The sequence below is a fragment of the Nocardia sp. NPDC058705 genome (assembly GCF_042749305.1).
GTDB lineage: Bacteria > Actinomycetota > Actinomycetes > Mycobacteriales > Mycobacteriaceae > Nocardia.
In genome coordinates, this window is sequence record NZ_JBHYRN010000038.1 from 13,597 (window position 1) to 38,934 (window position 25,338).

At 63.7% G+C, this 25,338-nt stretch carries 21 protein-coding genes and 2 pseudogenes; 3 read left to right on the forward strand and 20 right to left on the reverse strand.

Annotated elements, in window-relative coordinates:
* Positions 1-118 precede the first annotated feature (118 nt).
* The 8 genes and pseudogenes from argS to ACFW6D_RS29300 form a co-directional block, all read right to left on the reverse strand.
* Positions 119-1,885: an arginine--tRNA ligase gene (gene argS / locus ACFW6D_RS29265; RefSeq protein ID WP_379333420.1), complete on the reverse strand. Its 1,767-nt coding sequence runs from the start codon at positions 1,883-1,885 to the stop codon at positions 119-121.
* 47 nt (positions 1,886-1,932) lie between these two features.
* Complete coding sequence (locus ACFW6D_RS29270) at positions 1,933-2,658, reverse strand: hypothetical protein (RefSeq protein ID WP_379333475.1); 726 nt, start codon at positions 2,656-2,658, stop codon at positions 1,933-1,935.
* Positions 2,655-2,840 (reverse strand): hypothetical protein, encoded by a 186-nt coding sequence (locus tag ACFW6D_RS29275; protein ID WP_379333477.1) that lies wholly within the window; start codon positions 2,838-2,840, stop codon positions 2,655-2,657. Before ACFW6D_RS29275 ends, ACFW6D_RS29270 begins: the two co-directional genes overlap by 4 nt.
* 356 nt (positions 2,841-3,196) lie before the next feature.
* Positions 3,197-3,562, reverse strand: a pseudogene (locus tag ACFW6D_RS29280) (methyltransferase); the annotation flags it as partial.
* Positions 3,559-5,052, reverse strand: coding sequence for a pyridoxal phosphate-dependent decarboxylase family protein (locus ACFW6D_RS29285; protein ID WP_379333422.1), 1,494 nt, complete (start codon positions 5,050-5,052; stop codon positions 3,559-3,561). The gene ACFW6D_RS29285 and the pseudogene ACFW6D_RS29280, both read right to left, overlap by 4 nt.
* Positions 5,053-5,124: 72 nt before the next feature.
* Positions 5,125-6,234 carry a hypothetical protein gene (locus ACFW6D_RS29290; RefSeq protein ID WP_379333424.1) on the reverse strand — a complete coding sequence of 370 codons (1,110 nt, stop codon included), beginning with the start codon at positions 6,232-6,234 and terminating at the stop codon, positions 5,125-5,127.
* A 16-nt stretch (positions 6,235-6,250) separates the two neighbouring features.
* Entirely contained in the window at positions 6,251-7,108 is an 858-nt protein-coding gene (locus ACFW6D_RS29295) for a hypothetical protein (RefSeq protein ID WP_379333478.1), read from the reverse strand.
* Positions 7,109-7,510: 402 nt separating this feature from the next.
* Positions 7,511-7,681 (reverse strand): annotated as a pseudogene (locus tag ACFW6D_RS29300) (helix-turn-helix domain-containing protein); the annotation flags it as partial.
* A 457-nt stretch (positions 7,682-8,138) separates the two neighbouring features.
* On the opposite strand from ACFW6D_RS29300, the gene ACFW6D_RS29305 reads away from it, so the two are divergent.
* The 3 genes from ACFW6D_RS29305 (at position 8,139) to ACFW6D_RS29315 (ending at position 9,668) form a co-directional block, all read left to right on the forward strand.
* Entirely contained in the window at positions 8,139-8,501 is a 363-nt protein-coding gene (locus ACFW6D_RS29305; protein WP_379333473.1) for a macro domain-containing protein, read from the forward strand.
* Positions 8,502-8,575: 74 nt separating this feature from the next.
* Positions 8,576-9,151 carry a Uma2 family endonuclease gene (locus ACFW6D_RS29310; protein ID WP_379333426.1) on the forward strand — a complete coding sequence of 192 codons (576 nt, stop codon included), beginning with the start codon at positions 8,576-8,578 and terminating at the stop codon, positions 9,149-9,151.
* Positions 9,152-9,275: 124 nt separating this feature from the next.
* Positions 9,276-9,668 (forward strand): hypothetical protein, encoded by a 393-nt coding sequence (locus ACFW6D_RS29315; protein ID WP_379333427.1) that lies wholly within the window; start codon positions 9,276-9,278, stop codon positions 9,666-9,668.
* A gap of 164 nt (positions 9,669-9,832) precedes the next feature.
* Here ACFW6D_RS29315 and ACFW6D_RS29320 read toward each other — a convergent pair whose 3' ends face one another.
* The 12 genes from ACFW6D_RS29320 to ACFW6D_RS29375 all read right to left on the reverse strand — a co-directional run bounded on the left by ACFW6D_RS29320 (position 9,833) and on the right by ACFW6D_RS29375 (position 25,272).
* Positions 9,833-10,402: a hypothetical protein gene (locus ACFW6D_RS29320; protein WP_379333429.1), complete on the reverse strand. Its 570-nt coding sequence runs from the start codon at positions 10,400-10,402 to the stop codon at positions 9,833-9,835.
* Positions 10,403-10,654: 252 nt separating this feature from the next.
* Positions 10,655-11,176 carry a hypothetical protein gene (locus ACFW6D_RS29325; RefSeq protein WP_379333431.1) on the reverse strand — a complete coding sequence of 174 codons (522 nt, stop codon included), beginning with the start codon at positions 11,174-11,176 and terminating at the stop codon, positions 10,655-10,657.
* Position 11,177: 1 nt separating this feature from the next.
* A complete protein-coding gene (locus tag ACFW6D_RS29330) occupies positions 11,178-11,495 on the reverse strand; it encodes a hypothetical protein (protein WP_379333433.1) in 318 nt (105 codons plus the stop codon).
* A 78-nt stretch (positions 11,496-11,573) separates the two neighbouring features.
* The gene (locus ACFW6D_RS29335) at positions 11,574-12,950 is read right to left on the reverse strand and encodes a DUF4407 domain-containing protein (protein WP_379333435.1); all 1,377 of its coding nucleotides are present in this window, start codon (positions 12,948-12,950) and stop codon (positions 11,574-11,576) included.
* A gap of 28 nt (positions 12,951-12,978) precedes the next feature.
* The gene (locus tag ACFW6D_RS29340; RefSeq protein WP_379333437.1) at positions 12,979-13,860 is read right to left on the reverse strand and encodes a hypothetical protein; all 882 of its coding nucleotides are present in this window, start codon (positions 13,858-13,860) and stop codon (positions 12,979-12,981) included.
* Positions 13,857-15,098 (reverse strand): hypothetical protein, encoded by a 1,242-nt coding sequence (locus tag ACFW6D_RS29345; protein WP_379333439.1) that lies wholly within the window; start codon positions 15,096-15,098, stop codon positions 13,857-13,859. Before ACFW6D_RS29345 ends, ACFW6D_RS29340 begins: the two co-directional genes overlap by 4 nt.
* Positions 15,085-17,562, reverse strand: a complete 2,478-nt coding sequence (locus tag ACFW6D_RS29350) for a hypothetical protein (RefSeq protein ID WP_379333441.1) — start codon at positions 17,560-17,562, stop codon at positions 15,085-15,087. The genes ACFW6D_RS29345 and ACFW6D_RS29350 overlap by 14 nt, the downstream gene beginning before the upstream one ends.
* The gene (locus ACFW6D_RS29355; protein ID WP_379333443.1) at positions 17,559-18,644 is read right to left on the reverse strand and encodes a hypothetical protein; all 1,086 of its coding nucleotides are present in this window, start codon (positions 18,642-18,644) and stop codon (positions 17,559-17,561) included. The genes ACFW6D_RS29350 and ACFW6D_RS29355 overlap by 4 nt, the downstream gene beginning before the upstream one ends.
* Positions 18,645-18,664: 20 nt before the next feature.
* Positions 18,665-20,473: a hypothetical protein gene (locus ACFW6D_RS29360; protein ID WP_379333445.1), complete on the reverse strand. Its 1,809-nt coding sequence runs from the start codon at positions 20,471-20,473 to the stop codon at positions 18,665-18,667.
* A 2-nt stretch (positions 20,474-20,475) separates the two neighbouring features.
* Positions 20,476-23,016: an AAA family ATPase gene (locus ACFW6D_RS29365; RefSeq protein ID WP_379333447.1), complete on the reverse strand. Its 2,541-nt coding sequence runs from the start codon at positions 23,014-23,016 to the stop codon at positions 20,476-20,478.
* A 71-nt stretch (positions 23,017-23,087) separates the two neighbouring features.
* Entirely contained in the window at positions 23,088-24,320 is a 1,233-nt protein-coding gene (locus tag ACFW6D_RS29370) for a hypothetical protein (protein WP_379333449.1), read from the reverse strand.
* Positions 24,321-24,639: 319 nt separating this feature from the next.
* A complete protein-coding gene (locus ACFW6D_RS29375) occupies positions 24,640-25,272 on the reverse strand; it encodes a 4Fe-4S single cluster domain-containing protein (protein WP_379333451.1) in 633 nt (210 codons plus the stop codon).
* Positions 25,273-25,338 lie beyond the last annotated feature (66 nt).

Here is a 25,338-nt window from a genome sequence, read left to right on the forward strand (position 1 = left end):
CGGGCACTGCCCGACATTACAAGTGATCACCGGTACATACCGAGCAAAGCATCAGACTACGAGTCTACGGGCTGCTGACCGGGCGCCGCGTCGATGTGGCAAGCGCCCGGCCGATAGGTCACATCCGTTGTGGTGCAGCCATTCCCAACTGACCCAGCCCGAGCTCCAGCGTTCGAGCAGTCAACTGACACAGCGCGATTCGGTTCGATCGGATCGGTTCACCAGCCGCGATAACCGGGCACGCGTCGTAGAAGGAGGTGTAGGCACGGGCGAGCTCGTAGAGATAGCCAGCCAGCCGATGCGGCTCCAGTACGTGGGTCACCTCGGCCAGGACAGTCCCGTAACCGTCGAGCACCAACACCAGCTCCCGCTCGGCCGACTCGAGCGGGACTGCAGTATCAACCATGGACAGTGTCGTGGCGTCAGCCTTACGCAGGATCGAACGCACTCGAGCATGGGCATACTGCAGGTAAACACCGGTGTTGCCGTTCAGCGTCGTCATCCGGTCCAGATCGAAGGTGTAGTCCTTGACCCGCGACGTCGACAGGTCCGCGTACTTGACCGCACCGATGCCCGCTTGCTCGGCGATGGTGTCGAGTTCAACAGCAGACAGGTCCGGGTTCTTCTCCGCGACAACAGCACGAACACGTGCGGCGGCCTCGTCGAGCAGTCCCATCAACCGAACCGTCCCGCCCGCACGGGTTTTGAACGGTTTGCCGTCCGGTCCCAAGATCGTGCCGTATGCCACGTGATCGACCTGGATCGCGTCGGTGAGCCAGCCCACCCGCCGCGCCGCTTCGAAGATCAGCTGAAAATGCAATGCCTGCCGTGAATCGGTGACATACAGCAACCGATCCGCGTGCAGCGAGGCGATGCGGTACCGGATGGTGGCCAGGTCGGTGCCGTCATAGCCATAGCCGCCGTCACGTTTGCGGGCCATCAGCACAACAGGCTGATCGTCAGGGCCTGTGACCTGCTCCGACAACACGACGATCGCGCCGTCACTGTCGACGGCTACGCCCTTGTCGATGAGTTCGGTGACCGTATCAGCCAATTGATCGTTGTAAAACGACTCACCGACATAATCGTCCGGGGTCAGCAGAACACCGAGCCGGTCATAGATCGCACCGAACGCCTTCTCGGACTCGACGACGATCTCCCGCCACCGCGCGACCGTGTCGGGATCGCCAGCTTGCAAGGCAACCACCCGCGTCCGCGACCGGTCAGCGAACAACGGGTCGGAGTCGAACAGTGCGCGGGCGGCCTTATACAGGCTGTCCAACGCCGACACTGCACTCGTGTCAGCATCGAGTTCTTCAGTGTGCCAGGGTGATTCAGGGTGCTCGTCGATATACTGGATGAGCATGCCGAATTGGGTACCCCAATCGCCCAGGTGGTTCGCACGCACGACATCAGCACCGAGGAACCCGAAAACCCGGGCAAGGCAGTCACCGATGATCGTGGTCCGCAGATGCCCGACATGCATTTCTTTCGCCACGTTCGGCGCGGAGTAGTCGATGACCACACGATGCCCGCTCTCGGTGGTCGGTACACCGAGCCGGTCATCAGCCAGCCGCGCGGCGGCGCTTTCCCAGATAGCCCGATCAGCGAGCGAGATGTTCAGAAATCCCGGGCCCGATACCTGCACATCGGCAATCACACCATCAGCGAGGTCGAGCTGGCCTGCGAGCTCGCCACCGAGCTGCGCCGGCGGCATCCCGACCTTCTTCGCCAACGACAACGCGGCATTGGATTGGAAGTCGGCCCGATCGGATCGTCGCACTACCGGGTCCGCGTCCGCCATTTCCGGGCGGACTCGCACGATCGCCTCCGACACAGCGGCAGCAACACGTCCGAGCAGCGGCACAATACCGGCAGAGCTCACCTTGGATTCCTTTCGAAGGGGATAGTGGGCCTATTGTCGCAGGTGCGTCATGGGGCGTGACCAGGACCGACCTGTACGTTTCGGACATGGCATCGGCGATACCGCACACCGTCGATTACCTCGACCAGATTCCTTGCGACCAGCGACGCCAGCCCCGCTTGAACGGTGGCGCACAGGCGCGGACCCGGGGTGTAGCCCAGGAAGTCTTTGCCACGCTCTCCTCTGGGCCCATCGGTGAGTGCCCGTACGGCGTCGAGCACTGTCAGTTCGGGTGCTCCCAGTATCGAAATCGCAAGCACTGCGATCGCTTGCTCCGCCCTCGCCCGGTCAGCGCGGTAGCGCGCCACGCTTCCGCCGAGGAACACGTGTTCATTGGTCAGGGCATTGAGGACGAGCCGTTGAGCAAATGCTGGCGAATTCAGCCAGCGTTGCTCGGCAACGACAGGATCCGGGCTGAGTACACCGCTGATCCTCGAGAAGCACCGCAATCCGACTGCACTGTCGACATCGGCGTAGGTCGCGAAAAGCTTTGTCTCGTAATCGACTTCTGTGTCGCTGTGCAGACCGAAGTCGTCGTGGATCTTGCACACGGCGGTGACCAGGTCGTTCATGATGTGACAACCGGGGCGATGCCGTCCGACCAACACCAGATCCAGGTCCGAGTCCGAGTGACCAATGCCCCTGGCCTGCGAACCGTAGGCCAATCCGTAGCCACCGGCCGGGGTGCAGGTACGAGATACCTGAGCCGCGGCGGCAAACAGTTCGGGTGTCACGACGCCAACCCATCCGGAAGCGATGCACGTGGGTGCGCGACTGCGTGGAAGTCGATGAAGTGGACCCCACTCGGCAGCGCGACACCACCTTCCGGCACTTCGTATCGGTCGATGAACTCCTCCACGGCCCGCTCGAGCTCGAGGTCGTCGACCAGCTGGGGATGGTGACGCCGAAGAACCATTCCCGGGCTGATTCACGTGTAGGAGCCCAGGCAACTCCTCCGAGTCGTGTGTGAGTCAGCGAGCCGTCGCCGCGGTTCTCTGCCTCGCGAAGCGCATCGATCAGGATGTGCCGGGTGTAAGCGCGGCCACTGCCTGGGAATGGCGCGACTGTTTCCCAAGCCTGTGTCACCAACTGCTGTTCCGGACTTTCGGCGTCGAACAACATGGCCAGCAAGTGCCCGCCCGGTGCTGTCAGCCCAACCAGGTCGAGCACGAACTTCCGCGCTTGGTCTGCGGCGACGGTCTGGTCACGCCGTGGCCGCACGCCCTCCGACGATAGCTCCTCGAAGAACTCGCCGATCGGATAGCTCAACGACCAGAATGCCGTTACCAGGTCAAAGGTCGCCGCTCGGTCCGCCGCGAGCAGGGAGGCCACTGCGTCGCTGGTGTCCGCGCAGATCGTTTGAGCGTCGGGGAACTTCTGCGCGACCGCGGCCACCATCGTTTCGCTGTAGTCGGCCAGCACGAGATTTCGGGCATAGGGTGCGATCGCGTCCGTGATTCTGCCGGTGCCGCAGCCGAATTCGACAACGTTCAACGCTACACGCGGTGCCGCATGGTGTTCGGTGAGCCAGTCCGCGACCAGGTCGATGTCTTCGGTGCCGCCGTAGAAATGCTGCAACAGCAGCTTGTCGTAGGTGCCGACCGTCTCGTACACCGCGCGAAAACTCGAATTCGTCATGCTGCTTGTTCCTCCAGATCCGAGGCGAGATGGTCGAGGTAGGCGAGAACTTCGTGCATGTGAGATTCGGCTAGGCCAGGGTTGTTGGCCATGAACCGCAGCGGATACACGACCGATCCTTTTCGGAGACGTCCCAGGTCATCCGGCAACGTGAACTGGTGCAGATGCCAGCGCCCCTCGGCGAGGATCCGCTCATGAAGGGCGATGTTCAGCTGATTGATGCGGCCCAGCCCGAACTCGTCGACACGTCCGAGCACGATGCCCGCAGGCAGGTAGGCAAAGACAACCGCCGCCAGGTCTGGGTCGTTGAGCCGAACCAGTCGCGGGTGCGCATCGACCAACTCAGCGAATCGTCGAGCCAGCTTCCGCCGATGGTCGGCGAGTTCTGCGAGTCCCGCTCGGCCGCGGCCGAGCATCATCATCCACAGCTTCAGCGACATCCATCCCTTGGTGCCGATGAACGGAGTGACCTGTCCGAAGGCGAAGTCCTCTTGCATGATCAAATCCGAGTAGGTCGAGATCGTCCGCAGCACAGCAGGTTTACGAACAAGCAGGGCGCTCAGCCCGTAAGGCACTGCCATGATCTTGTGCGGGTCCACGGTGATACTGTCGAACTCGGCGATGCCGTCGATCTTGTCCCGTAGGTTCGGGCTGAACGCCGCGAGCAGACCCCAGCACGCGTCCGCGTGCAACCAAATGCTCGGGTCGGCTGCTCGTACGAGATCGTGCACGGCCTGCAGATCCTCGACCGTCTGGGTTCGGCTGTCACCGGCATAGGTAACCACCGCCATCACGCGATCAGCATTTTCCCGCAGCGTTCGGGCGAGTTCGTTTCTGTCGTAGCGGAATCCGTCGGTGGGGATTTCGATCACCTGCGCTCCGCACCCGATCCACGTCAATGCGGCCTTCACGCTGTAGTGCCCGATCCCCTTCGGAACAACGACTGCCATCCGGCCCGGGTTGGTGACGCCTGTCTGCATCGTGCCCGGTGCTTTCGCTTCCCTGGCCAGCATCATCGCGACGGTATTGCTGGTCGTCCCGCCCGGAGTGACCATGCCGCCCACATCCCACACCGTGTTCACCGCATCGACCGGTGGATTCACATAGCCGAGCAGGTCTCGCAGCCATCGCAACACGGCGATCTCGACGAAGGTGGCGCTCGGGCTGTCGAACGACTGGTTGATCATGTTCTGCTGCGTCAGCACTGCCAGTGCGCTGCCCATCAGGGCGAGCTGATCATCACCGGTGTCACCGAAACCCATGAACCGTGGCGAAGCCTCGTTCTTGCACAGGGGCAGCACGTGATCCACGAACTCAGCCAGGACCTCCTCGCCAGTCATGGGCTGCACTGGGAGCTCAGTAACCAGCAGGTCCCGGATCTCGCGTGTGCTGCTTCGCCGACCGAATATCTCGGGGCGGGCCTTGAACTGCAAACCGATATCGACGGCGCGGTGCAACAGGCCGGTCGTTGTACTCTCTGAATTCTTCACCGCCCCAGCGTCTCTCCGACCATGGCTGGGGTTCCAACAACAGGCTGCTGTACAACAGCCTGTTGTGTCGGGTCAGGTCAGGTCAGCGATCGCCAACCGAAGGGCTGCGGCTCCCGCGGCTTGGATCGGATGCTCCGCGATGATCTGCTCGACCCGCTCTAAAGTGAAGGGCTGTAACTTGAGCACGCGCCCCTCATCGTTGTCGGTCACGATCTCGCCGAACAGTTCATCGAAGATTGGTCCGTCGATGATCACAGCGGTCAGCAGATCCGTGGCGAAGCTGAGAGGATCAACGCCAAGGCCCAAGCAGTAGGCCTCGACCGATCCGTCGCCGAGCCCTTCCGTGAGCTTGGAAGCGAATTCCCATGACTCGTAGCCGATCGGGGCATTCTCGCTGCCATGGTCTTCGTCGGCACCACACAGTTCCTCGGAGAACTCGCGGATCATGTTGCGCCACAGGGAGAAGTCATTTCCCACGTTCCACTCGGCGTACCCCGAGGGCTGGAAGATGCCGACCGGGACCACCTGATACATCCCGCCGGCGTGGCCGACCTTGCGTGGGTCACGCCAGTGCAGCAGGAACGACCGCTCGTCGGTGTCGACGTCGCGCCGGATTGTGAGCGTGCTGATCGCGAGATTCGCACGACGCTGCCCGAGGTCGCACGGGTCGGTGATCGCGGCACGTACGCCTGGTGCGACCTGTCCGTCGCGGTAGGCAACCGCGAACTCGTGAGCGGCCGCTTCTCCCACATCCACACTGTCGAAGTAGTGCCCGGCGCCAAATCGCAGGGTAGGCGAATGACCAGTCAACTCCGCACGGAGCAACCGGTAGGTAGGCCGATTCTCGAAGACAGTCGGCGCGGAGATTTCGCCAACAGCTGTGGAAAATGTCTCATACTCGCCACCGTCGGCACGCGAAGGCAGGACAGAACTTCGCGGCGGATGTGCCGGAGACGACAGGGCTTCCGTGGGGGACCATTCCAACCTGATGTCGTTCAAGGGAATTGGCGAGGTCGGCAGCCACTCGCGTCGTGCAAGTAGCGCAGATTGGGCCACACGGAGTGCGACTGGGTATTCCTCCGCCGCAGCAAGGTCCAGTTCGGTTCGATGTTCACGCAGATAGATGCGGGTTCGGGCCCATGCCTGCTCGCTGTCGGTCAGGGTGCGCGATTGCGTGGACATATGATCTCCAGATTCCTCAGCTGATCAAGCTGTGTCGATGCTGCCATGCCAGCGCCAAGCACGCTGCTCCCGGCGCGGCCATGGGTTCGACTTCCAGCATCCGCGTCACCGACTCCTCAGTGAACGGCACTCCATCAGCGGCTCGCCCATCACCGATGCCGACTACCTCCCCTTCCTCGTTGAACTGCACCATCGTGCCGAAGATTTCGTCGAATACGTCGTCGTCTATGACGACCACCGTGAGCAACGTGGCTGCCAGTGTCAGCGCGTCGAGCCCGAACCCGAGAAGGTGAGCGGTGACTTTTCCTTGCGCACGAGCCGCACTGAGCTGCTGATAGAACGACCAATTCGCGTAGTCGATCGGGACACTTCGTGTCCCATCGTGTTCTGGATGGCCGAGCACCCCCTCGGAGTACTCCCGAACCATGTTGCGCCACAGGGAGAAATCATTGCGGCGGTCCCACAATCCCATGCTCGACGGCTGGAACTCACCGGCTGGAATCACGTCGTAGACACCGGCTGCGGTCGCGACCCGAGAAGGATCCCGCCAGTGCAGCAGGAACGACGGCGGTGCGGGGAACCTCCGCAGCCGGATCGTCAATGTGGTGATGGCGGGGATGATCGCGCGCCGTGCGGGATCGAATGGATCTCCGATGATCTCACGGAAAGGTAGGCAGCCCTTCAAGTCTGAGACGTCAGTGGTCGGATGAGCCATACAAACCGCGGCCAACTCGTGCGCGAGCGCCTCGCTGACATCGAGTTTGTCGAAGTAGCTGGCCAGCCCGAAGTCCAATAGCCCGGATGTGACGGTGCCACCGAGATACCGGTAACTCGGTCTCGACTCGAATAGTTGCGGTGGGTCAAGATGTTTCACCGACGCGGAATACGTCTCGAAGGCCAGCCCAGGAACGCGCAGCGGGCGCACGGGTAAAGTCTCACACTCGGCTCCGCTGATCTCGGCGAGTTGCGGCCCTTCGTCGAGATCAAGACGAATCGAATCCAAATCTACGGGTGCAGTTGGTATCCAGCCGTCGCGAGTAATCAGCGACGTCCTCGGCACCCGGCACTTGTCCGGATACCATGCGGTCGCCAGTCTCGCCAGGTCGTCGCGGTGGTGGTTCAACCAGATACGCTGAACTCGCCATCGGCCTCGACTGGTAGCTACCGCCGGAGTGCCATCGGTGCCCGCGCGGCGGTGAGCGCGGCCCGCGATCCCAAGTTCCTCGGGAGGGATCCCCAGAACCCGAGCGAATCGCTGCCGTTGCTCCAGCGTGGCCTTGCGCGTTCCCTTCTCGACCTGGCTCAGGAACTGCTGCGTGATCCCCAACGCATCAGCAACCGCAGCCTGATTGGCCCCGCCCGCAAGCCGGTACTCACGAACAACCTGGCCGATCGTCGGCGCGGCAACGCCGTCCCCGTCGCGCCGCAACCACCCGGACGTTTGCATCCCATCCACGATCGGCTCCTACCCAGCCAGTTCGTAACCGTTGAGATTCGCGGTCGGTGACCATTCGAGCAGATAAAAGGTTTCCTGTCACCGCTTTTCGATGCTGAGTACTCGTTCGTTCTGCAGGGCAGCGCAGTTCCGTTCGTACCGATTCCGTTTCTTGTCGGTGCCGATCTGTAGCTTGCTCATCAGCCAGCACCAACGCGGAGAGGACTGTCGTGAGCGAGGCAACGCAACTTCTAGAACTGCGGGGCGAGGCGATGACCATGCCAGCCAAGCAGTAAGCCGCGATACCCGTCATCTTCGATCCTGAGAGGCCCTGTGCAAGAACATGCTTCGGTATGGAATCTCACGGTGACGACATGATCCGTGAGCAAGCCGACGACCTGCTCAACGCCGACGTCGAAGTGCTCGTCAACGCCGTCAACACTGTCGGCGTGATGGGCAAAGGGATGCGCTGCAGTTCAAGCAGACGTACCCGGAGATGTTTCGGGCCTACGCCCGCGCCGCACGGGCAGGCGGGATTCAGATCGGCGCGATGCACGTGTGGGCCACCGGCGCCACGAGCGGTCCGCGGTTCATCATCAACTACCCGACCAAACGGCACTGGCGCTCCCCCAGCCGCCTGACCGACGTAGCCGCAGGCCTACCTGCCCTCGCAGAGACCATCGAAGACAACCAGATCCGGTCCGTGGCTATCCCGGCCCTCGGCTGCGGGCATGGCGGCCTCGACTGGGCAAGCGTGGAGCCGCTGATCCGCCAGACGCTGGGGCCGTTGTCCGCGGTGGTCGATGTTCGACTCTATCCACCACCGGCATGAGGCGCTACCCAGCAGGAACCCGCTAGTATTGGTTCAACTGCTCGGGCCCGAGACCGAGGGAGGAGGTGGCCCACATGGCGATGCCGGTGCCTCACCACGACTATTGGACCGCCGCCGATCTCGATGCTCTGCCCGAAGATGGACTGCGATACGAGGTGCTGAATGGCCAGCTCGTTGTGAATGCCGCCCCGAAACCACGCCACCAATTGCTTATCCAGCGTTTGGTTCGCGTTTTGGTCGATGCGGCACCCGTTGACTCGCTGGTGCTCGACGGAGTCGGCGTGATCATCGGAGACGACGAGCCGATCCCGGATGCCATGGTCGCCACTGGAGCAGTCGACTTGGACGCCCGGGGCGTTCCGGTCGCACAGGTCGACCTGGTCGTCGAAGTCGTTTCGAAATCGACGACTATGACCGACCGGGTCGTGAAGCCGATCATGTACAGCACAGCCGGCATCGCCTCCTACTGGCGATTCGAGATCAACCCTTTCGCGGGTCAGTTCCCCGGTGAAGATCTCCCGGTCCTGTTCGCCTACCGGCTCGGTCCCGACGGCGGATACGAACAAACCCACCGGGTGGCCGCGGGCGATACCGCCGACCTCCGGACGCCGTTCCCGGTCACTATCACGCCTTCGACCCTCCTGCCCTGAGCTCGGCACGCCGCCGACGCGGCACGACTGCCCGCTGAGATCAGTCAGACCTGCGCCTGCGGCACGTTGATCAGTCTGTGCCGCACCAGAATTCAGGAATGCCGCAGGTCGATAGTGTCAATCGATGAGGGCGCCGCTCGTCGACTGCGCAGCCACCAGCAGTGGCGGTCAGGAGCCGAAGGAGAAGTACGGTATGCCTGAGCACTGTGCGGTGCCGCCAGAGAACTCCGACGAGCAGGCGCACATCGACTTCGCGCATACGTGCTCGGGTTATGGGGAGTTCGGCGGGCCGGAGGGTCTCGACGAATCGGTACGGGCGATTCGTAGCGAATGGGAAGAGGCAGGCACACTGCCCGATGACGTGCTGATGCTGCGCCGCTGCCTGTTCTACGAGGTCAGGTCGCACAGACACAGTGGCGGATACACACCGTTCAACGAGGATGAGTTCGTGCTCGATCTGATGTCGCGCATTCGACTCTTGTCCGGCGGATCAGTCCCGATTCTGGACTTCCGATGACACAGGGACCCGCACCGGCTTGACGTTGTGCGTCGACGGCACCGTGGTGTTCGACCCAATACCACTCGCCACCGATATCAGCGAGCGCGAACTTCCCCTGCGTACCGGCCACGGAGAATCGGGCCGCTTCTGGCCCTGCCCCTGAACGTCAACCGCCATTCAGCTCAGCTCGACACTGCTCGGTAGTTTTCACCGCGACACAATTGCGCCCATTCACCCTGAATATCACCGGAAGTCGGAGGTTCGCCGCAAAGGCGGCCGCAGCGATCGGCGCCGATTACCGGGGTTCCGTCCGGCCAGAAGCAGCCGTTTGCGCCGCATTCGTATCCCCGGTTGTTCGAAGGTGCGCCGGACTGGGATTCCTCCTCGAGATATTGCTGACCGCCCCGGGTGTCGAAGCACCACTGGGAGTAGCGGGTGGTGCCGTCGCTCCAGATCGCCGGCCCTGGGGTTCCTTCCAAGCACTCGACAAGGTAGGCCTCGGGCGCAGTCGTCGGAGCGGGTTGTGTGGCCGGTGCCGCCGGTGTCACCGGGGCAGGTTTCTCGGGCGACGGTACGGAAGGTGCAGGCGCAGAGGATATTTCGGGAGTTTCCAGCGGAACCGTCGAAGATGCCGACAGCGAGGTACGAGAGGTTTCGACGGCAGGCTGCTCAGCTGGAGTGGCACATCCGGCCAACCAGAGAACCGCACCGAAACCGAGAGCGGCGGACACGCGCCCGATCCGGAAGTTCATCAGTCACTCCTTTCGCCTCGATAGCTTCACCACCCTAGTCGTCAGTGAAAACATCGTCAACCAGTTTACGGTTCGAGTAACTATGTTAGCCTTCACTAACCTGCTTCCACCTCGACATCACGATGAGTCCGGCGAGACCGCACACAAGGCATCAGACTCATTTGCAGTTGATCCAACTTGCTGAGACAGGCGTGTCCACGGCAGCGCAGCGCTGACGAACGCCCGGCGAGGCGGTTGGCGGTGGATGATCGGCTACCTGAAGAAAGACCCTCTTCGATTCGTCGGCGAGTTACCCATGCCCATGATTCGAAAACTGAAGTAGATCATGAACACCATCAGAGCCAGCGTCAGCACCAGGATCGACGCGGCTGCGACGACGGGTGCGATGGCGATCAGCGAAACGCCGAGGATGATCCGATGAAGGATCACCGGCACCTGGTCGAACCGATGGAATCCCCTGGTGATGACCGCGTCGACGATGAGTGCCAGCGCGCAGACGACGAGCAGGATCTGTTGCGCGAGCGGGTCGGGAAAGTGGGTGATCATGTAATACGAGGAGGTGGGGTCCAGCTGAGGAGCCAGCCAGATATGCAGCCCGCTCGATACTGCGGAAGTGATCAGCAGCCACCACGAGAATGTGCGACCGCGGTTTCGCCGGGCAGGTTGCGCGGTCGGGTAGTAGTGGTGGTTTTCCAGCCGCGCGTTGAAATCACCACCGATATGGGTGTGCGAGACTTCCATACCCGGCAGACGAGGTTCGTGCGGGTACGTCATGTCAATTGCCACCCTGATTCATGTTGAGATCGCCCGTGATCTTCACATCCGTGACGACCTGCGAAACCGCGTGGCTACTGCCGATCTCGGCGGAGCCGCCGATGTCGGCGTTTCGCAGGTGTTGCTCACTTCGAGTGGGTTCGCTGGGCGGAGCAGTGAGCCAGATCTGCACGATGATCCCGAGCACCAGGAGAACTACACCGAAGGCAGCCCACCCCGCCGTTCGGTTGTCGGTGAGAATCGACGCGGCGATGTTGACCACCGCCGCCACCGCGACCGTCGCGGCGGCACCGACCAGTCGTCGCCCGAATGCTGCCATTTCGACCTCCGAAATCCATGATGCCCGAGCTGGTGGGCATTGATGCGTCTCTCGAAACCTGGTGGTATCGAGGAAGATTCAGTCGTCTTTGCGAATCCTGGGCGGACGCGGAATCGGCTGAGTCATGGTGTTGTCCGCGTAATCGGCCGCCGGCTCCGGTTGCCGATACATCTGCCTCGAAACCCGCGGGTCGGGTCGATGCCCGGTATCTTGGTCGCCGCTGGGCACGGAGGCGTGCGGCGGAACGCGATTCGGCGATGCAGGGGGACCGGGCGCGGTCCACGGTGGCATCGGCGACGCCCTTCCCGTCAGGGCCCCTTCCAATTCGGCTGCCGCGGCACGTTCCGCGGCGAGTCCCTTGGTATTGGAGGCTTGGGCGAACTCGCGGCGAGCCTCGGCTTCGGCGTCCGCGTCGGCTTCGGCGCTCAGCTTCTCGTACAGCGTCGGCGGGCCGTTCAGCTGCATCAGTTTCACCAGCACCGGAAGCACTTCCAGCGCGAGGAAGAGCAGGAACAGCATGAGCTGGGCTCGGCCGAGACTGGGCCTGGATTCGCTGAGCGAGTCGAGTGCTTCGATCCTGGCGAGCAGTCCGTCACTGTTCGACGACACTTTACGATAGTTGGCCATGTCGGCCTCGCGATTGGCGACGAGCAGGTCGAGTTCTGGCTGAAGACGCCTGATTTCGGCCTGTGCGGCTGTCGCGTCAATGCCCGCGGTAGCCGTCGCCTGCTCCTGTGCGGACTTCAAGGCCGCATCGGCGGCAGCGTATTCCTGCTGGGCCGCGACCCGTCTGGCCGTCGCAGCAACCGCGGCGGGACCGTTCGCGCCTTCGACCATGCTTCCGCAGGTGCCCGCGATCTCGCAGGTCTCTTCGTCCAATTTGACCTTGACCTCAGCCGATGCGGCATCGAGTCGCTGCTGTGCCTTCTGCACCGCAGGGTTGTTGGCGATCACCCCCAGATCTACCCGCGCCTTCGTATTCAGCCCGTCCAACTGCGTCTGGAGCAGCTGGATCTTCGAATACTGGTCGTCGATGGATACCTTGTAGTCCTTTTCCTTCTGCTGTTGCTGAACTTTGACCTCGGTGAGAATCTCCGACTCGAAGATGCGAAGCACCAAGGGTGTCGAGATCACCGCCCCGAGCAACAAGGCGAGCAACACCCGGGGTATCGCCGCGTAGAGGTTGTGCCGAAACGACTTGTGCCGGTGCATCCCGACGACGAGCAGGCGGTCGAGGTTGAGGATGACCACGCCCCAACCGATGCCGAGCAGAATCGCGGCCCACAACGGTGCGTGCACTGCCATCTGCAGCGCGAAGGCCGCCGACACAGCTGCGACGGCCGCGGTGGTCAGGAGGACCCCGGCCATCGACAGATACCGGAATCGATCCGACGGCGCGCGCGCGAGGAGGTCCTCGCGTACACCGACCAGCGCTAGCAGCCAACGGCTGAACACTATGACACCCTTCGATGAAAGTTATTGTTTACCATGCCAACTCGGCTCGAGCACTGGTGCGGATCTCGTCGTAGCGGACCAGAGCCCGGCCCAGACCCTGGTCGACGGACTCGAGGAGAGACTGCGCGTCGGCCAATGTCTCGCCGACCCCGGACAGCACGCCGCTATCGGCGCTACCGGACAGTGCGACGCGCGAGAGTCGGGCGAGCAGATCCTGGTCGACTTCGCAGTGCGCGGCCAAGGCGGCGGTGCGCACCCGGTGTTCGTCACGCAGGACGTCGACCTTCTTCTCCGCTTCGAGGTAGTCGCGATTCAGATCCGACCACCGTGCCTCGAGCACGCGCAGCTCATCGACTGCCGCACAGGTCTTTTCGGCGAGCAGCTCTTGGCACTGTGTGCTGAGCACCACGACACTCTCGGCGGCCTCGAACATCGCCTGTTCCGCCTGCTCGGTGGCGGCGATCAACGCCGCGTTCCTGCCGAGCAGTTCTCGCTGCTGTTCGCGTAGCGCGGGCAGCTCGGCCGACAACGCACGCAATCGGTCCAGCTCGGCGAGCCTGCGGGTGATCTGCTCGTGCTCGGCACCCAGCGCCACCAACTCCTCCTCGGTCGCGCGCAGGTTGTCGTATGTTCGCCGAGCGCAGGCAACCTGTTCGGCAGCCACCGCCAGCGCCGCGGACTTCCGGTCGAGCGTGCGTGCCACCGCGGGGCCCGCCAATGCCGCATCGACCACTACCGGGACCTGCGCGACGAGTTCGTCCACTCGCGACAGCGCGTCGTCGAGCGCGATCAAGAGTTCGAGTGTCGATGGGTCACTTCCCGGCATCGAGGGAACGGCTGCGGCGGCCACCGTTGCCACTGACCCCGCGATCGCCTCCCCCAACGCCCGCAAGGCTGCGTAGTCGGTCATCGTGGTTGCAGCCTTCGCGTCGGGTCGACCAGCACGGTCATCACGTCTCCAGAATCGTTGTCGCGCAATCGTAATGCGCCATACGGTGAACAGCGCGTCTCGACGAACACCGCATAACGGCCGGGCGCCACCGAGATCGGGGTCTCGGTCGCGGATTCGAGCCACGGCCCCTGTTGCCCGGGTCGCACCCGAACCACAGACGACACCTCATATGCCTCGATGCATTCCAAGGCGATCGCGGTTCGCTCGGAAACCGGCGCGGTGAGAACCAGCTGTTCGAGCAATCCGTGGGTGACACGATGGGTCACCACGCCGACCGCGTGTGGGTACGCGCCGATGACGCGCACGGCACCCGACGCGATCCGCGCGGCACCGAGTGCGACCGCCCCCGGAACCACCTGCCGGACATCGGCAACCACCGAGCGCACCGCGGCAACGACCGGGCCGAGAGCGTTTCCACCGGTCAAGATCAACTCGACCGATCGCGGTACCGAAATCCGGTCGAGCAGACGAGCAACCACGTCGGCCGCCGCCGCCGCGACCGGCTGTAAAGCGGCGGCGACCGTTGCCGCATCGATGGAACCGCCGTGCGCACCCGCCAGATAGATCGGGGTGCTCCGATAGGCCGGCGACGCGACAGCTCGAGCGAGCACTCGCGTTGCACGCCAATGTCTTTCGACCCGCTCGGCATGGAGCGCGGTGACTTGTCGACTACTCGGCACGGTCAGCATCAAGGCCGTCGGCTCGACATCGCCGATCACCGTCGACTCGACGTCGAATACCCGAACAGTGTCGCCGTCACGAACAAAAGCGGCAGCGGCGACCGTTCGTGCCCCGACATCGCACACCAACCCGACACCATCGGCGAAGTCCTCGACGAACGCGGCGAGACAAGCAGATCGCGAGACCGGCTGCACCACATCGAATTCAGTCCGGAGAGCAGCGACCAACCGCTCGGCCTGCGGCGAGGCTTCGACAGCGGCGAGCGGCTCCGCGTCCGGACCGACCATCCACTGGTCCGGCACCGCGACTACGAGCTCGGATCGCCCGGATCGGTGTGCCACCGCTGATCGAGCCGCAGTGACAAGAGCGCGTAGCGCAGAGCCGTCGATGCGATCGTTGTGCCACAGCGCCGGCGGCGTCGGAACATCCCGAGCCATGCTGTTGCCGACCGCGACTTTCGTGCGCACCGTTCCGATATCGACGCCGACCGGCGCGACGAGTTCAGCGTCGGCCACGCTCGTCCTTGTCGCTCCGTATCGAGAAAATCGCGCCGGAGCCCCGAGAGAACCAGGACGGGCCTTTCGTATGCGGTTCGATCAGCTTCGCCACCTGCTTGGCCAGCTCCAGTTGCGCCTGTGCCCTGACCACCATTTCCGCCATGCTGTCGCGGTCCACCGGTCGGCCATTCGGACCGATCCATTCGCCGATGAGCGCCGCTCCCACGGAGTGCGGATCATCCACCCGGCCCGCCAATTCCGCGGTCACCTGGGTCGCCAAGTCGAGTATCACCGCAGGCGGCTGTTGAAACCAGCCCGAGGTCCGCACACTCGACATCAACTCTTGGATACGCGTTCCCCGGCGGGCGAGTTCCGCGAGCGCTCGCGCTGACTCTGTCACCGAGTTCTTCGCCCGTATCTTCTGCATCAGTACCTGGCCGCCGATCTCTTTGTCCTGCTCCAGAATGTCGGACCATGGTTTGATCGCGGGGTCTGCGAGCACGTGGTAGCCATTGCGATGGATATCGTCGACGATGGCCCGTGCGACGCGGTCGACGCCCACCGGCGTCGGCGCCCCCGCCGGATGAGTGAGCATCCACAGCGTCTCCAGCACCGGCGCCGGGCCCGCGACGGTCCACCCGGGATCGAGCCGGGCGGTCACCCAGTAGAGGAAATTCTCCCGCTGGTTCTCTGTCATCTGGGCGCGATCGGAGAGGTCGACCAACGCGTGCCGGTAGTCCTTGCCCGTGGACAGCGCACGCGGTGGTGATTGACCTTGCAGATAGACGACGAAGTCCACCGCAGCTTGTTGTCCCGGGTCCGAGATCTCCAGATCCCGCAGCACCGCAAACAGTTTCGACGGCAGCTCTGCCGTCGCGCCCCGGCGCAGCGCAGGCAAGACCATGTCCAATACTCGCGGCAGTCGCGCCGGATATGTTCGACTCACGATGTCGAGGACCTCACCGACCAGGTCTCGGCGATAGTGCCACAACGTGTCGACGTCGGCAGGCGTCGCCTCCTCGCCGAACAACATTCGACGCAGGGCGTTGCTGACGCGGATCCAGACAGATTCCGCCGCCGCGAGTGAATCCAGCTGCGTCGACAGAGCGGAGGCATGACCGCCGGCAACGACGAACACCGACCGCGCGACCTCGATCGCAGGCAAGGTCGACTCGGCGATGAACGGCGCGAGTGCCGGCGTCCACGCCGGTTCGCCGGACAATTCGACAATCTCGGTCACCACGTCGGCGTGGGTGAACACAACGGAATCAGTTCTCTCGGTCGCCGAAAGAGCGTCGCCGAGTAGTCGCGGGCATTCGCAGTGCATAGCCAGGGCTGCCAGCTGCCGAACCGACTCGGCGGTCGGCATTGCGCGCAACCCCCGCGTCATCGCCGCGACGATCTCGTCCGCGGCGAAGGTCCACACTTCGCCGAGCATCGGCGTATCGGCGGCCAGATCAGCAAGCGTCGCGATGCGCGCGTAAGCGCCGACCACGGCCGCCAGTTCGTCATGGTTGTATTCGTTCAAGCCGACGGAACCGAACCTGCGGATGTCGGTGACGCGCACGGTGCCCGCTCGCGAACTGTCGAGCACAATGCGCTTGAGATCCATGTCGTTCAACGCGACCAGCGCGGCGTTCGCGGATCGTTCTCTGGCCGCTGTCTGCTTGCTCAGATGCAGTGCCACCGCGTCGGCACCACGCGAGTCGCGCAAGCCGATCAGAATCCTGCGATAGTCCGACGCGGTTTCACTCAACGCACGCCCCTCCAGCGTGCCGGTGCGCAGGTCGATCACTGCGTCGCCGGACCTGCCGCCCTTGGCGAACGCCAGCCGCGGCGTGGGGTCGGCAGTGGCGTCCGACCACGCCGCAGCCGACAGCCAGACCCGGGCCCCCGCGGGCAACAACTGTGCGACGGAGTCCAACACCGCCAGTCTCGCGAGCAGGTCCGATGGGCCGCCGCGCAACTTCACCGGACCGTCGAGAACTGCGGCAGCTGCGGCGAGCAGGGCCGCCGGCTCGTAATCGGGGCTGGTTGCGTGCGATGGTCGCACTCGGAGTTCGAGTCGACTGCTCGCACACGGGTCAGCGGCGTCGGTCGGTAGTGACGCTTCACGAACTGCGTTGTACAAGTCGGCCAACCCGCAGCCGCCGGCGAGCATCTCCTCGACCGGAACACAGACGAAACGGTTGGTCGCTATGGGCCGGTTGGTCGCATCCACCTCTTGGGTCCACGTCCGGATCACCGCCCCGAGGTATCGGCCGCCGTCGTCGCCCTTCACCGGCATGAACCACACCCAGGGCAGCCCTGCGGCCCCGCCTTCGCCTGCCAGCGGGGAGTTGCCAGGGCTGCGTGCCAGGACGTGCTGCTTCACATGGGCAGGCGGACACGGTCCGCGACTCGACTCGAGAATCGCATAGTCGCTGTGCGCACCCGGCTGCTTACTCACCACCGCCCAGCCCGCAGACAGGATCGTCGTCATCGCGGGGCTCGCAAACCCTCATGCAGCCAGAGCAGCGGCTCCAGGACGTTGATCGGATGAATCTTGCCCCTGATTCGCACACCCCCTTCAACCGGGTCACGTTGCACGTTGAAGGGGTCCTGCGCGCGGAACAAACCATCGGGGGAATGGAACCCGACCGCCGATGTCACGAAGAACTCGATGTTCTCCGGGTGGAAGTACTGCGTCAGTCCTTCGTAGATGAGGTCGGAGTTGGTCTGGTCGCTGCGGCACAGCCGATGAAAGAATTCCCGCGCTTGACCATTGCGAATTACCGGTGCGAACGGCGGGTTCGCGTCGCGGGCGGCATACCCACCGACGTAGGCCGCCTTGTACACGGTCGGGTTGTCGAACTTGGTGACGCAGACCGCGATCCGATGGGGCAGTCGCGATCCGGTGTGGGTGCTCTCCATCACCCTCGCTGTCAACTGCTCGAGCACCGGGTGGAAGTAGGAGAACGAATCACCCTGTCGTGCATCGCGATCGGGGTCGAAGAGGTAGACGATGCCCTGACATTGCTGGAGATGATCGAGCAACTTCTCCCGGTTTCCGCCCGGCCCGTCGAAATCATCGGCGACGTCGGTCGAGTTCGTCGGTTCGTCGTCGGGGAACTCCAGGTCGAGCAAGTCGCTGTCGAGCCGGTCGGTCCGTGATTCGTGCTCGTAGTCGGCTCCGGGTACGTCGAGAACATCGAGGTAGAACTGATCGCGCTCGATCGACGGGGCTGGAGCTTGCGGTGGACCACCCCGAAACCGCCACCCCAGTTTCTGCGGTGGCGGCGCGGCGACCGACCGCTCACCGGTGAACTTGAACATCATGCTGCGGTGCCGTTCGGTCGCCGCTGGGAAGGACTTCAGCTCTGCCAGCTGCTTCATCGACTCGGTGATGAACTCGATCGCCGCCGGGTCAGCACCGTTCATCGTCCAGTTTCCAGGCAGCGTGCTCCGCAACGCGGCCAGCTTCAGCGCGGCCAGATAGGTCGTCTTGCCGCTACCGGGCGGACCCCAGAGACCGAGTCGCATCTGTGAAGGCGGCGGCGGCGTATACGGGTCGGGACCTGTCATCGGTCGATCTCCTGCATCTTCTACGTAGCCTTGATCGGAAAGTTCAGTGGGACAACATTTTCAGAGATTCGTGGGAAGAAGTCGCCGACGATGTCGCGCCCCGTCACCGCGTCGAGCCTGCGGGGCCCCCGCGGTCGACCGAGCTTCTTCCACACCCGTTCGACCATGATTCCGAATCGACTGTTGAGCGCGAGCGAACCGGGTGGGTCCCACACGGCGTGCACCCGCACGGCGGTTTTCCCCAACGCCCTGAAACAGTCGTCCCACTCGAGGCCGTTCGGACAGCGGCCCAGCGGGTCGACGTAGGGCGCCCGACTCCCGATGACGAGCAACGCTCGATCGGTGTTCGGCGCCCACTCGAGCTTGGTTGCCGACGCCAACGCATCCTCCAACGGCGCGACATCCGGCTCGATCACCTTCGACCTCGGCAGCCCCTTCGCGATGTCCGCCGCATCGTGCAGTGCGGTAAAACCTCGCCGATGAACGACCTTCTCCGGTCGGCGACTTCGATGCTCCGAATAGCCGATCACCGCGACCCTGACCCCCGCCGGATTCGGGTGCCGTTCCACGGTTTCCGCGATAACCTCCTCGATCAGCGCACAGCGGCGATCGACGGTCGATTCACTACCCGCCAATTCGACCGCGAACGCGATGTCGGCCGATACCGTCGACGGTTGATACTTCGCCGGAATCGCCGCGAGCAACGCCGGCCACTCGCTCGCCGCAACGTCTTCCCGGCTCACCGTCGGAGGGACGTTCAGCGTTACAACACCAGGCCCCTCGAGCGTGAACTCGACTGTCAACTCGGTGGTCCGCTGGAATCTGCAGCGACTGATACTGATCAATCCGGGTTGCCCGAGCGGTGCTTCGAGTTCGTCGGTGACAACGGCGACGACCACGTCGCTCGCACCGACAGGAATGCTGAACGACTGCGTGACCGGACGTGCCGTCGCGGCAACCGCCCCCGCGGAAAACACTCGACGCAGGAAATAGCCCGTGTCGCCCGCACCATCGACCTCAACGAGAAACAGTCGATAGGCGATCGGCAGTGGCACATGCGCCGATGCTCGACGGAGGAAATCATCGCCGATCGGATGGCCGTGAACCAGGTAGGCGGTCGGCAGCAGTGCGGTCACGACGTCCACGGCCGGCCACTCGAACAGGTGTTGCAGCACCACAACTCGTGTCGCGCTACCGCTCGCCTGCGGCAGCAACCGACGCGCCGCGCCGCGATCGAGGTCCAACGAGATCGGCCCGCTGCCGATACCGCCGGCCAACAGGAACAAGGCCTCAGCAGACGATGACGGAAGCGTCGGAAAGAAGGTGGCCCAGGGGATCTGGCGCGATGGCTCCGCGCGGACGAGCGCGCCGACTCGGTCGGTCCGCACTGCGACAACGTGAATACCGGCGGCAGACACGTCGACCACGGTGAGGGTGCGCGAATGGCTCGGTGTCTCGGCGAGCCATTCGAGCGCGGAGGCGAGGACATCCCAGATCGGCGTCGTCGCAGCGGGCCTCGGACGTGTTCGCGCGGCATACATTTCGTCGCTCGTCGGCGTACCACCACGGACGAAGCCGGCCAGCTCGGCCAGCAACACGTCGTTACCGTCGATCGGGAACCCGGCCGCACGTGCGGCGGCAGCCAGATCGAAACGGCGAGCGGCCGTTGCCAGATCGTCGTCGAACCGACGTCGTCGATCCTCGGTGATACCGCCCAACCACGGGCCTGCCGAGAGCAGCCAGCCACACTCCTGACAGGTAGGACTTTCCGCGACCGGCACCTGACACACCGGACAAGCCGCCATCGCGGACTTCATCGTATTCGTCACCGCTACCGCAGTTCCGCGAGGTCGACGGGCAGGATCAAGGTGCTGTGCGCGGCACGCTGTTCGGTCGGCAATGCCGCGACCCGACTCGCCACTCGGCGTTCGACCTTGTCGAACAGATTCCGCACCGTTCGACCATTGCCGAAATGCGCCCCTTCGGTGATGCGACGAACTTCGAGCCAGTCGCCCGCCCGCGACAGCACACCGTCGGCGATGTCGTAGCCCTCGTCGCGCACGATCGATTCGAAGATCTGTTCCAGCTCCGAGCGCGAGTAGTCAGCGAACTCGAGACGCTCGCTGAACCGTGAGCGCAATCCGGGATTCGTGCTGAGGAACTCCTCCATCGGCCCTTGATAGCCCGCGGCGATCACGACCAGCCTGCCACGGTAGGCCTCCATCCATTTGATCAATTCGGCCACCGACTGTCGGCCGAAATCATTCGAACCATGCCCGACGAGTGCGTACGCCTCATCGATGAACAGCACTCCGTCCAGTGCCGACTCGATGACTTCGCGGGTTTTCGTCCCGGTCTGTCCGACATACCCGGCGATCAGATCGGTCGCGGTCACCGACACCACATCGCCCTTGACCAGCAACCCGAGCGCGACCAGAGCCCGGCCGACCAGGGTGGCCACCGTCGTCTTGCCGGTGCCAGGTGACCCGAGGAACAGCATGTGTGGCGCAATGACAGGCGATGTGCGATGCGGTTGGTCCCGACGCAACTGCAGCACCGAAGCCAGTTCTCGGAGGGCGGTTTTGACGCTCGCCAACCCGATCATCGGCGTCAATTCAGCGAGCACCTGCTCGAGCGGAGCGGCTGCGGCCAGGTACCGGTGCTTGTCGGCGGGGATGTCCTCGATCGTGGCCGGTGGGATGTCCGCTGGATCGATCGGATTGTTTCGTTGCGCCCAGTTTCGGCGGATCGACGCGGCGAGTTCACGCATATCGCGGGCGTTGCCGAAGGACTCGCTCCGTGTGCGGTGGAGGTTGAAGGTCAGGGTCTCCAGCGCGTCGACCAATTCCGGTGTACAGGTCAGACCGATCCCGGTCTCCAACCGCTGTAGGAGAATCGTGTGCAATTCCTCGGGCGCGAAGTCGGGGAAAGCGATGCGGTTGTCGTCCGGGAACCGGCTGGCCAGGCCGAGATTGGTCGCGAGGAGCTCGGTCATGCGGTCCGGGTATCCCGCGATGATCACGGCCAGGTCGTCGCGATGGTTCTCCAACTCGGCGACCAACCGGTCGATGGCCTGGGTGCCGTGCTCGCCGCGCAGCTGATATGCCTCATCGATGAACAGCACTCCGCCGAGAGCTCTGCGCACTGCGGCCCCCGTACGCTCAGCCGAGTCGTTGATGTAGGGCGAAACCAATTCCTCGACAGCGACTTCCACGATATGGCCGCGACTGAGCAGTCCCATGTCGCGATACAACTCACCGATCAAGCGGGCGACCACTGTCTTTCCGGTGCCTGGTCCCCCGCTGAAGACCAGGTGCAGCACCATGGGTTCATCACCGTCACCGCGACCCGCGTCTCTGAGGACGACTCCGCTGTCGAGGGCTGCGCGATGCCCCTCCAAGTAGTTCTTGACCGAACGCATTCCCACCATGCCGTCGAGGGTCTGCCAGATATCGCGCGCAGCCGGAACTCGACTCGCGTCCACATCGAGTGCCTCGCTGGTCAATTCGGTCCCCTCCTGCGCCAATTGACTCAGCTTCACCTGCCAGGTTCGAACGGTGTGGCGCTGGGCGGCCATCACCCGCAGGGTCTGTCCGAGAGTGGTCCAATCCGCGATCTCCAGGCCCGCGGTCAATCTCAGATACTGGACAAGACGCCCCAGTTCGCGCTCGTCCGCGAATCCGATGGTGCTGATCACCGACGCTCGGCGGTGCGCGTACGACTCTTCGAACCGATGTGCCAACTGGTCCAGGTATCCGGTGCGACGGACCATGTCGACGATCGTGGTGAAGTCACTTTGGGCGAACAACAGGACACAGACATTTCCGTGCGCGGGATGGTTCGCACTGCTCCAGCGACGAAATGTCTCCGCTGCCGCCCGCTGCGTATTCGGCGCGATATTCGGCAGCCAGGTCCCCGCACCTGGGATCACCACTGCGGTGCGCGGTGTCGATTCCTTCATCAGCCCGTCCAACATCATCAGTTGGTGAGCGTCGTCGGCGACAGTTCGCTGCCGGGCGGAGCCGGTCGGCCGCTGTGGGGTCGTGGCCGGGCGCTCCAACAACATCGTGTTACCGAGGGGTCCCGCGAATCCGCTGGTCGCCCGCGGTCTCGGCATCGCGGTCTCGATCGGCTCCTTGCGTGTGAGCGCCCGTGACACCGCATCTCGAAAATAGACGGTTTTGCGAAAGTCGCTGAAGACGATTTGTTCGAACCCGGCGGCCGACAGGATTTCCCACAGCATTTCCTCGATCTGACGCGGGCACAGGTCGGCGCCGACGACAAAGTCATCGACACCGGGACCGTGCACGATCCAGAACGGTTCGCCCGGTAGCGGTCGTTGTGCACCGGTCATGCGTTCGGACACAGCCATGGGCGTAGGAAGGCCCTGCCCGTTCCTGTCTGCCGCGGAAGCTCGCTTGCTCGTGGACACGCGCCGGCGACTCAGGCCGGTCCTGCTTCGGCGCGTCGCTGACGCTTCACCAGCTCCGCGACGTCTCGCCTGCCCGAATTCGGTTCAGCCGCGATGGTTTCCGAGTGCATGTCGATGCCCGTCATGTCGTTCACGCTGCTGTTGATCAATTCGATGCGGGCTCGATGCTCCTCCACCGCCAGGTCACCATCGAAGGTGTGCAATTCCACCGTCGGCGCCGAATCAGGCAGCGGGCCCGGGGCGATCTCGATGACGATCTCGCTGGAACCGACGCCGTTGACCGTCTTGGCCATGAACGTCCCGCGCTGGTCGCCCGCGACGTAACCCACGCTCGAATCGTCGATGACCTGGTACTGGAATTGGTCTTCGAGGGCCTGGGAGATCAGGCTTGCCAGATTCGCCCGCAACTGGGAGCCGCGCAAAGCAGACACGGCACGCGCGACAGTATCGTCCAACTGTCCGTCCAGCTCAGGGATCTTCTGCGACACAATCAATTCCAGCTCATCGGTGCCGAGCGGGTCGTCGCTGTCCCGCACCCGGACGAGCAGCGCGTCTACCTCGGCGCTGAGCTGGGCGAGCGCACCTGCGGACCAGAAATCGACATCGGGAGCCTCGCCCGGCGCCACGGCGCCGAACGACTCCCCCACATCGATGGACTTGTTCGCGCCGATCACCTGTTGCAGCTGCACGAGACCGCGTTCGGCCACGTAACGGCAGGCTCGCCACTGTGCGTCGAGCGCGACCAGCTGCGTTCGCAGCGAGCTCATCTCGCGGCTGGCCCGACGCGCGGAGTCCAAGTAGAACGCCGCGGGGGCGCCGGCACGCAGCTCTGCCTGGAACGTAGCGGTTTCGCTGTCGAGCACCGCCAACCGGCCAGGGCAGTAGCGTTCATGCGGAAACTTCAGTACCTCGGTCCGCAGCACCGCCGCATCCGAAAGATGCGCCTTCACCAGCTCCGCAGCCCTGACGTGATCGTCCTGCAGTCGCCCGACCCTGCCGTCGAGATCCGCGTACTGGGACATGCGCTCGGCGCGCTCGGCATCAAGCGCGCGCTCCATCTGTTCGCGCTGCGCCTGTAGGGCTTTGGCACTCTCCGATCGCAGGCGAGTCTGCTGGGCATGCAATTCACCCATGATCTGCTGCGACGTCGTGTGAAGGCGTTCCTCCGCTCGCGCCTCAGCCTGCCTCGCGCCCTCGCTCAGATTCGCCAGCGCCGCTTCGAAACCCGCATGCCTGGCGTTCATCGTCGCGACCGAACTGGCGATACTGCGCTCGGTCTGATCACGAACCTGCTGTAGCAAGCGAGGGAGGTCGCGGTTTACCTGAGCGAGCTTGCCTGCGTCGGCCTGCAACCGATTCCATGCCGCTTCATCGACATAGATCTGTTTTCTACCACTCACCGCAGAGCCCCGTTCACGATCGTCGACCCACCCCGTGCGATCATCGACGCCCTGCTGGACGCCAACTGCGTAGGCAAGTATACGGATCGACGCCACGTTGTCTCGACAAACAAAGTCGGTCGATTGACCGAATTATACTGCGTGGCAAAGTGATTCACTTCTGCTAACTATCGCCACGCACCACCGGACCGTCGGCCAGCACCGAATCCAGGGTCGCCAACAGTCCGTGTGGTGGAATCCCCACCAACGTCACCGAGCGCTCGTCGACATGCAGTTCAGCCGTCCGAACTCGATGCTCGAAGTCGTAACCACAGTCTCGAAGCCGGTCGGTCAGATGATGCACGACCTGGTTCGTGCTACCGCGCAGTCCTCGGCCGTCATCACGTGCCGCCACATACGGACCGTCGACCAAAATGTCTATCTGAGATAGCAATTCGGCCACGCCCGGCCCCGGTGGCGTGGCGCGCAGCCGGGCCAGGGTGAAGCCCGTGAAACAGATGACCGTGATCTCGTTCTCAGCTCGAATCCGACGTACGAGCTCGGCCAATGCCTGGGCCTGCAGCATCGGTTCACCACCACTGAGGGTCAGCCCGTCGAATGCCGGGCCCGCCAACAGGTCTGCGGCCAGCTCAGCAGGCGGCACCAGCCGCCGGGGCTGGATCGGAATCCATTCCGGGGCTACACAACCACGGCAGTTCAACGGACATCCCTGAACCCAGACCACTGCCCGAAAGCCCGGTCCGAGCGACTCGGTGGCCGTCGAGGTCGCGGCGATGTTCAAGACTGGAACATCCACGCCCGTCAATACGATGACCCTTCATCGAGGAGATTCTCGCTGCCCATCCTGCGCCGTCCGTCCCGC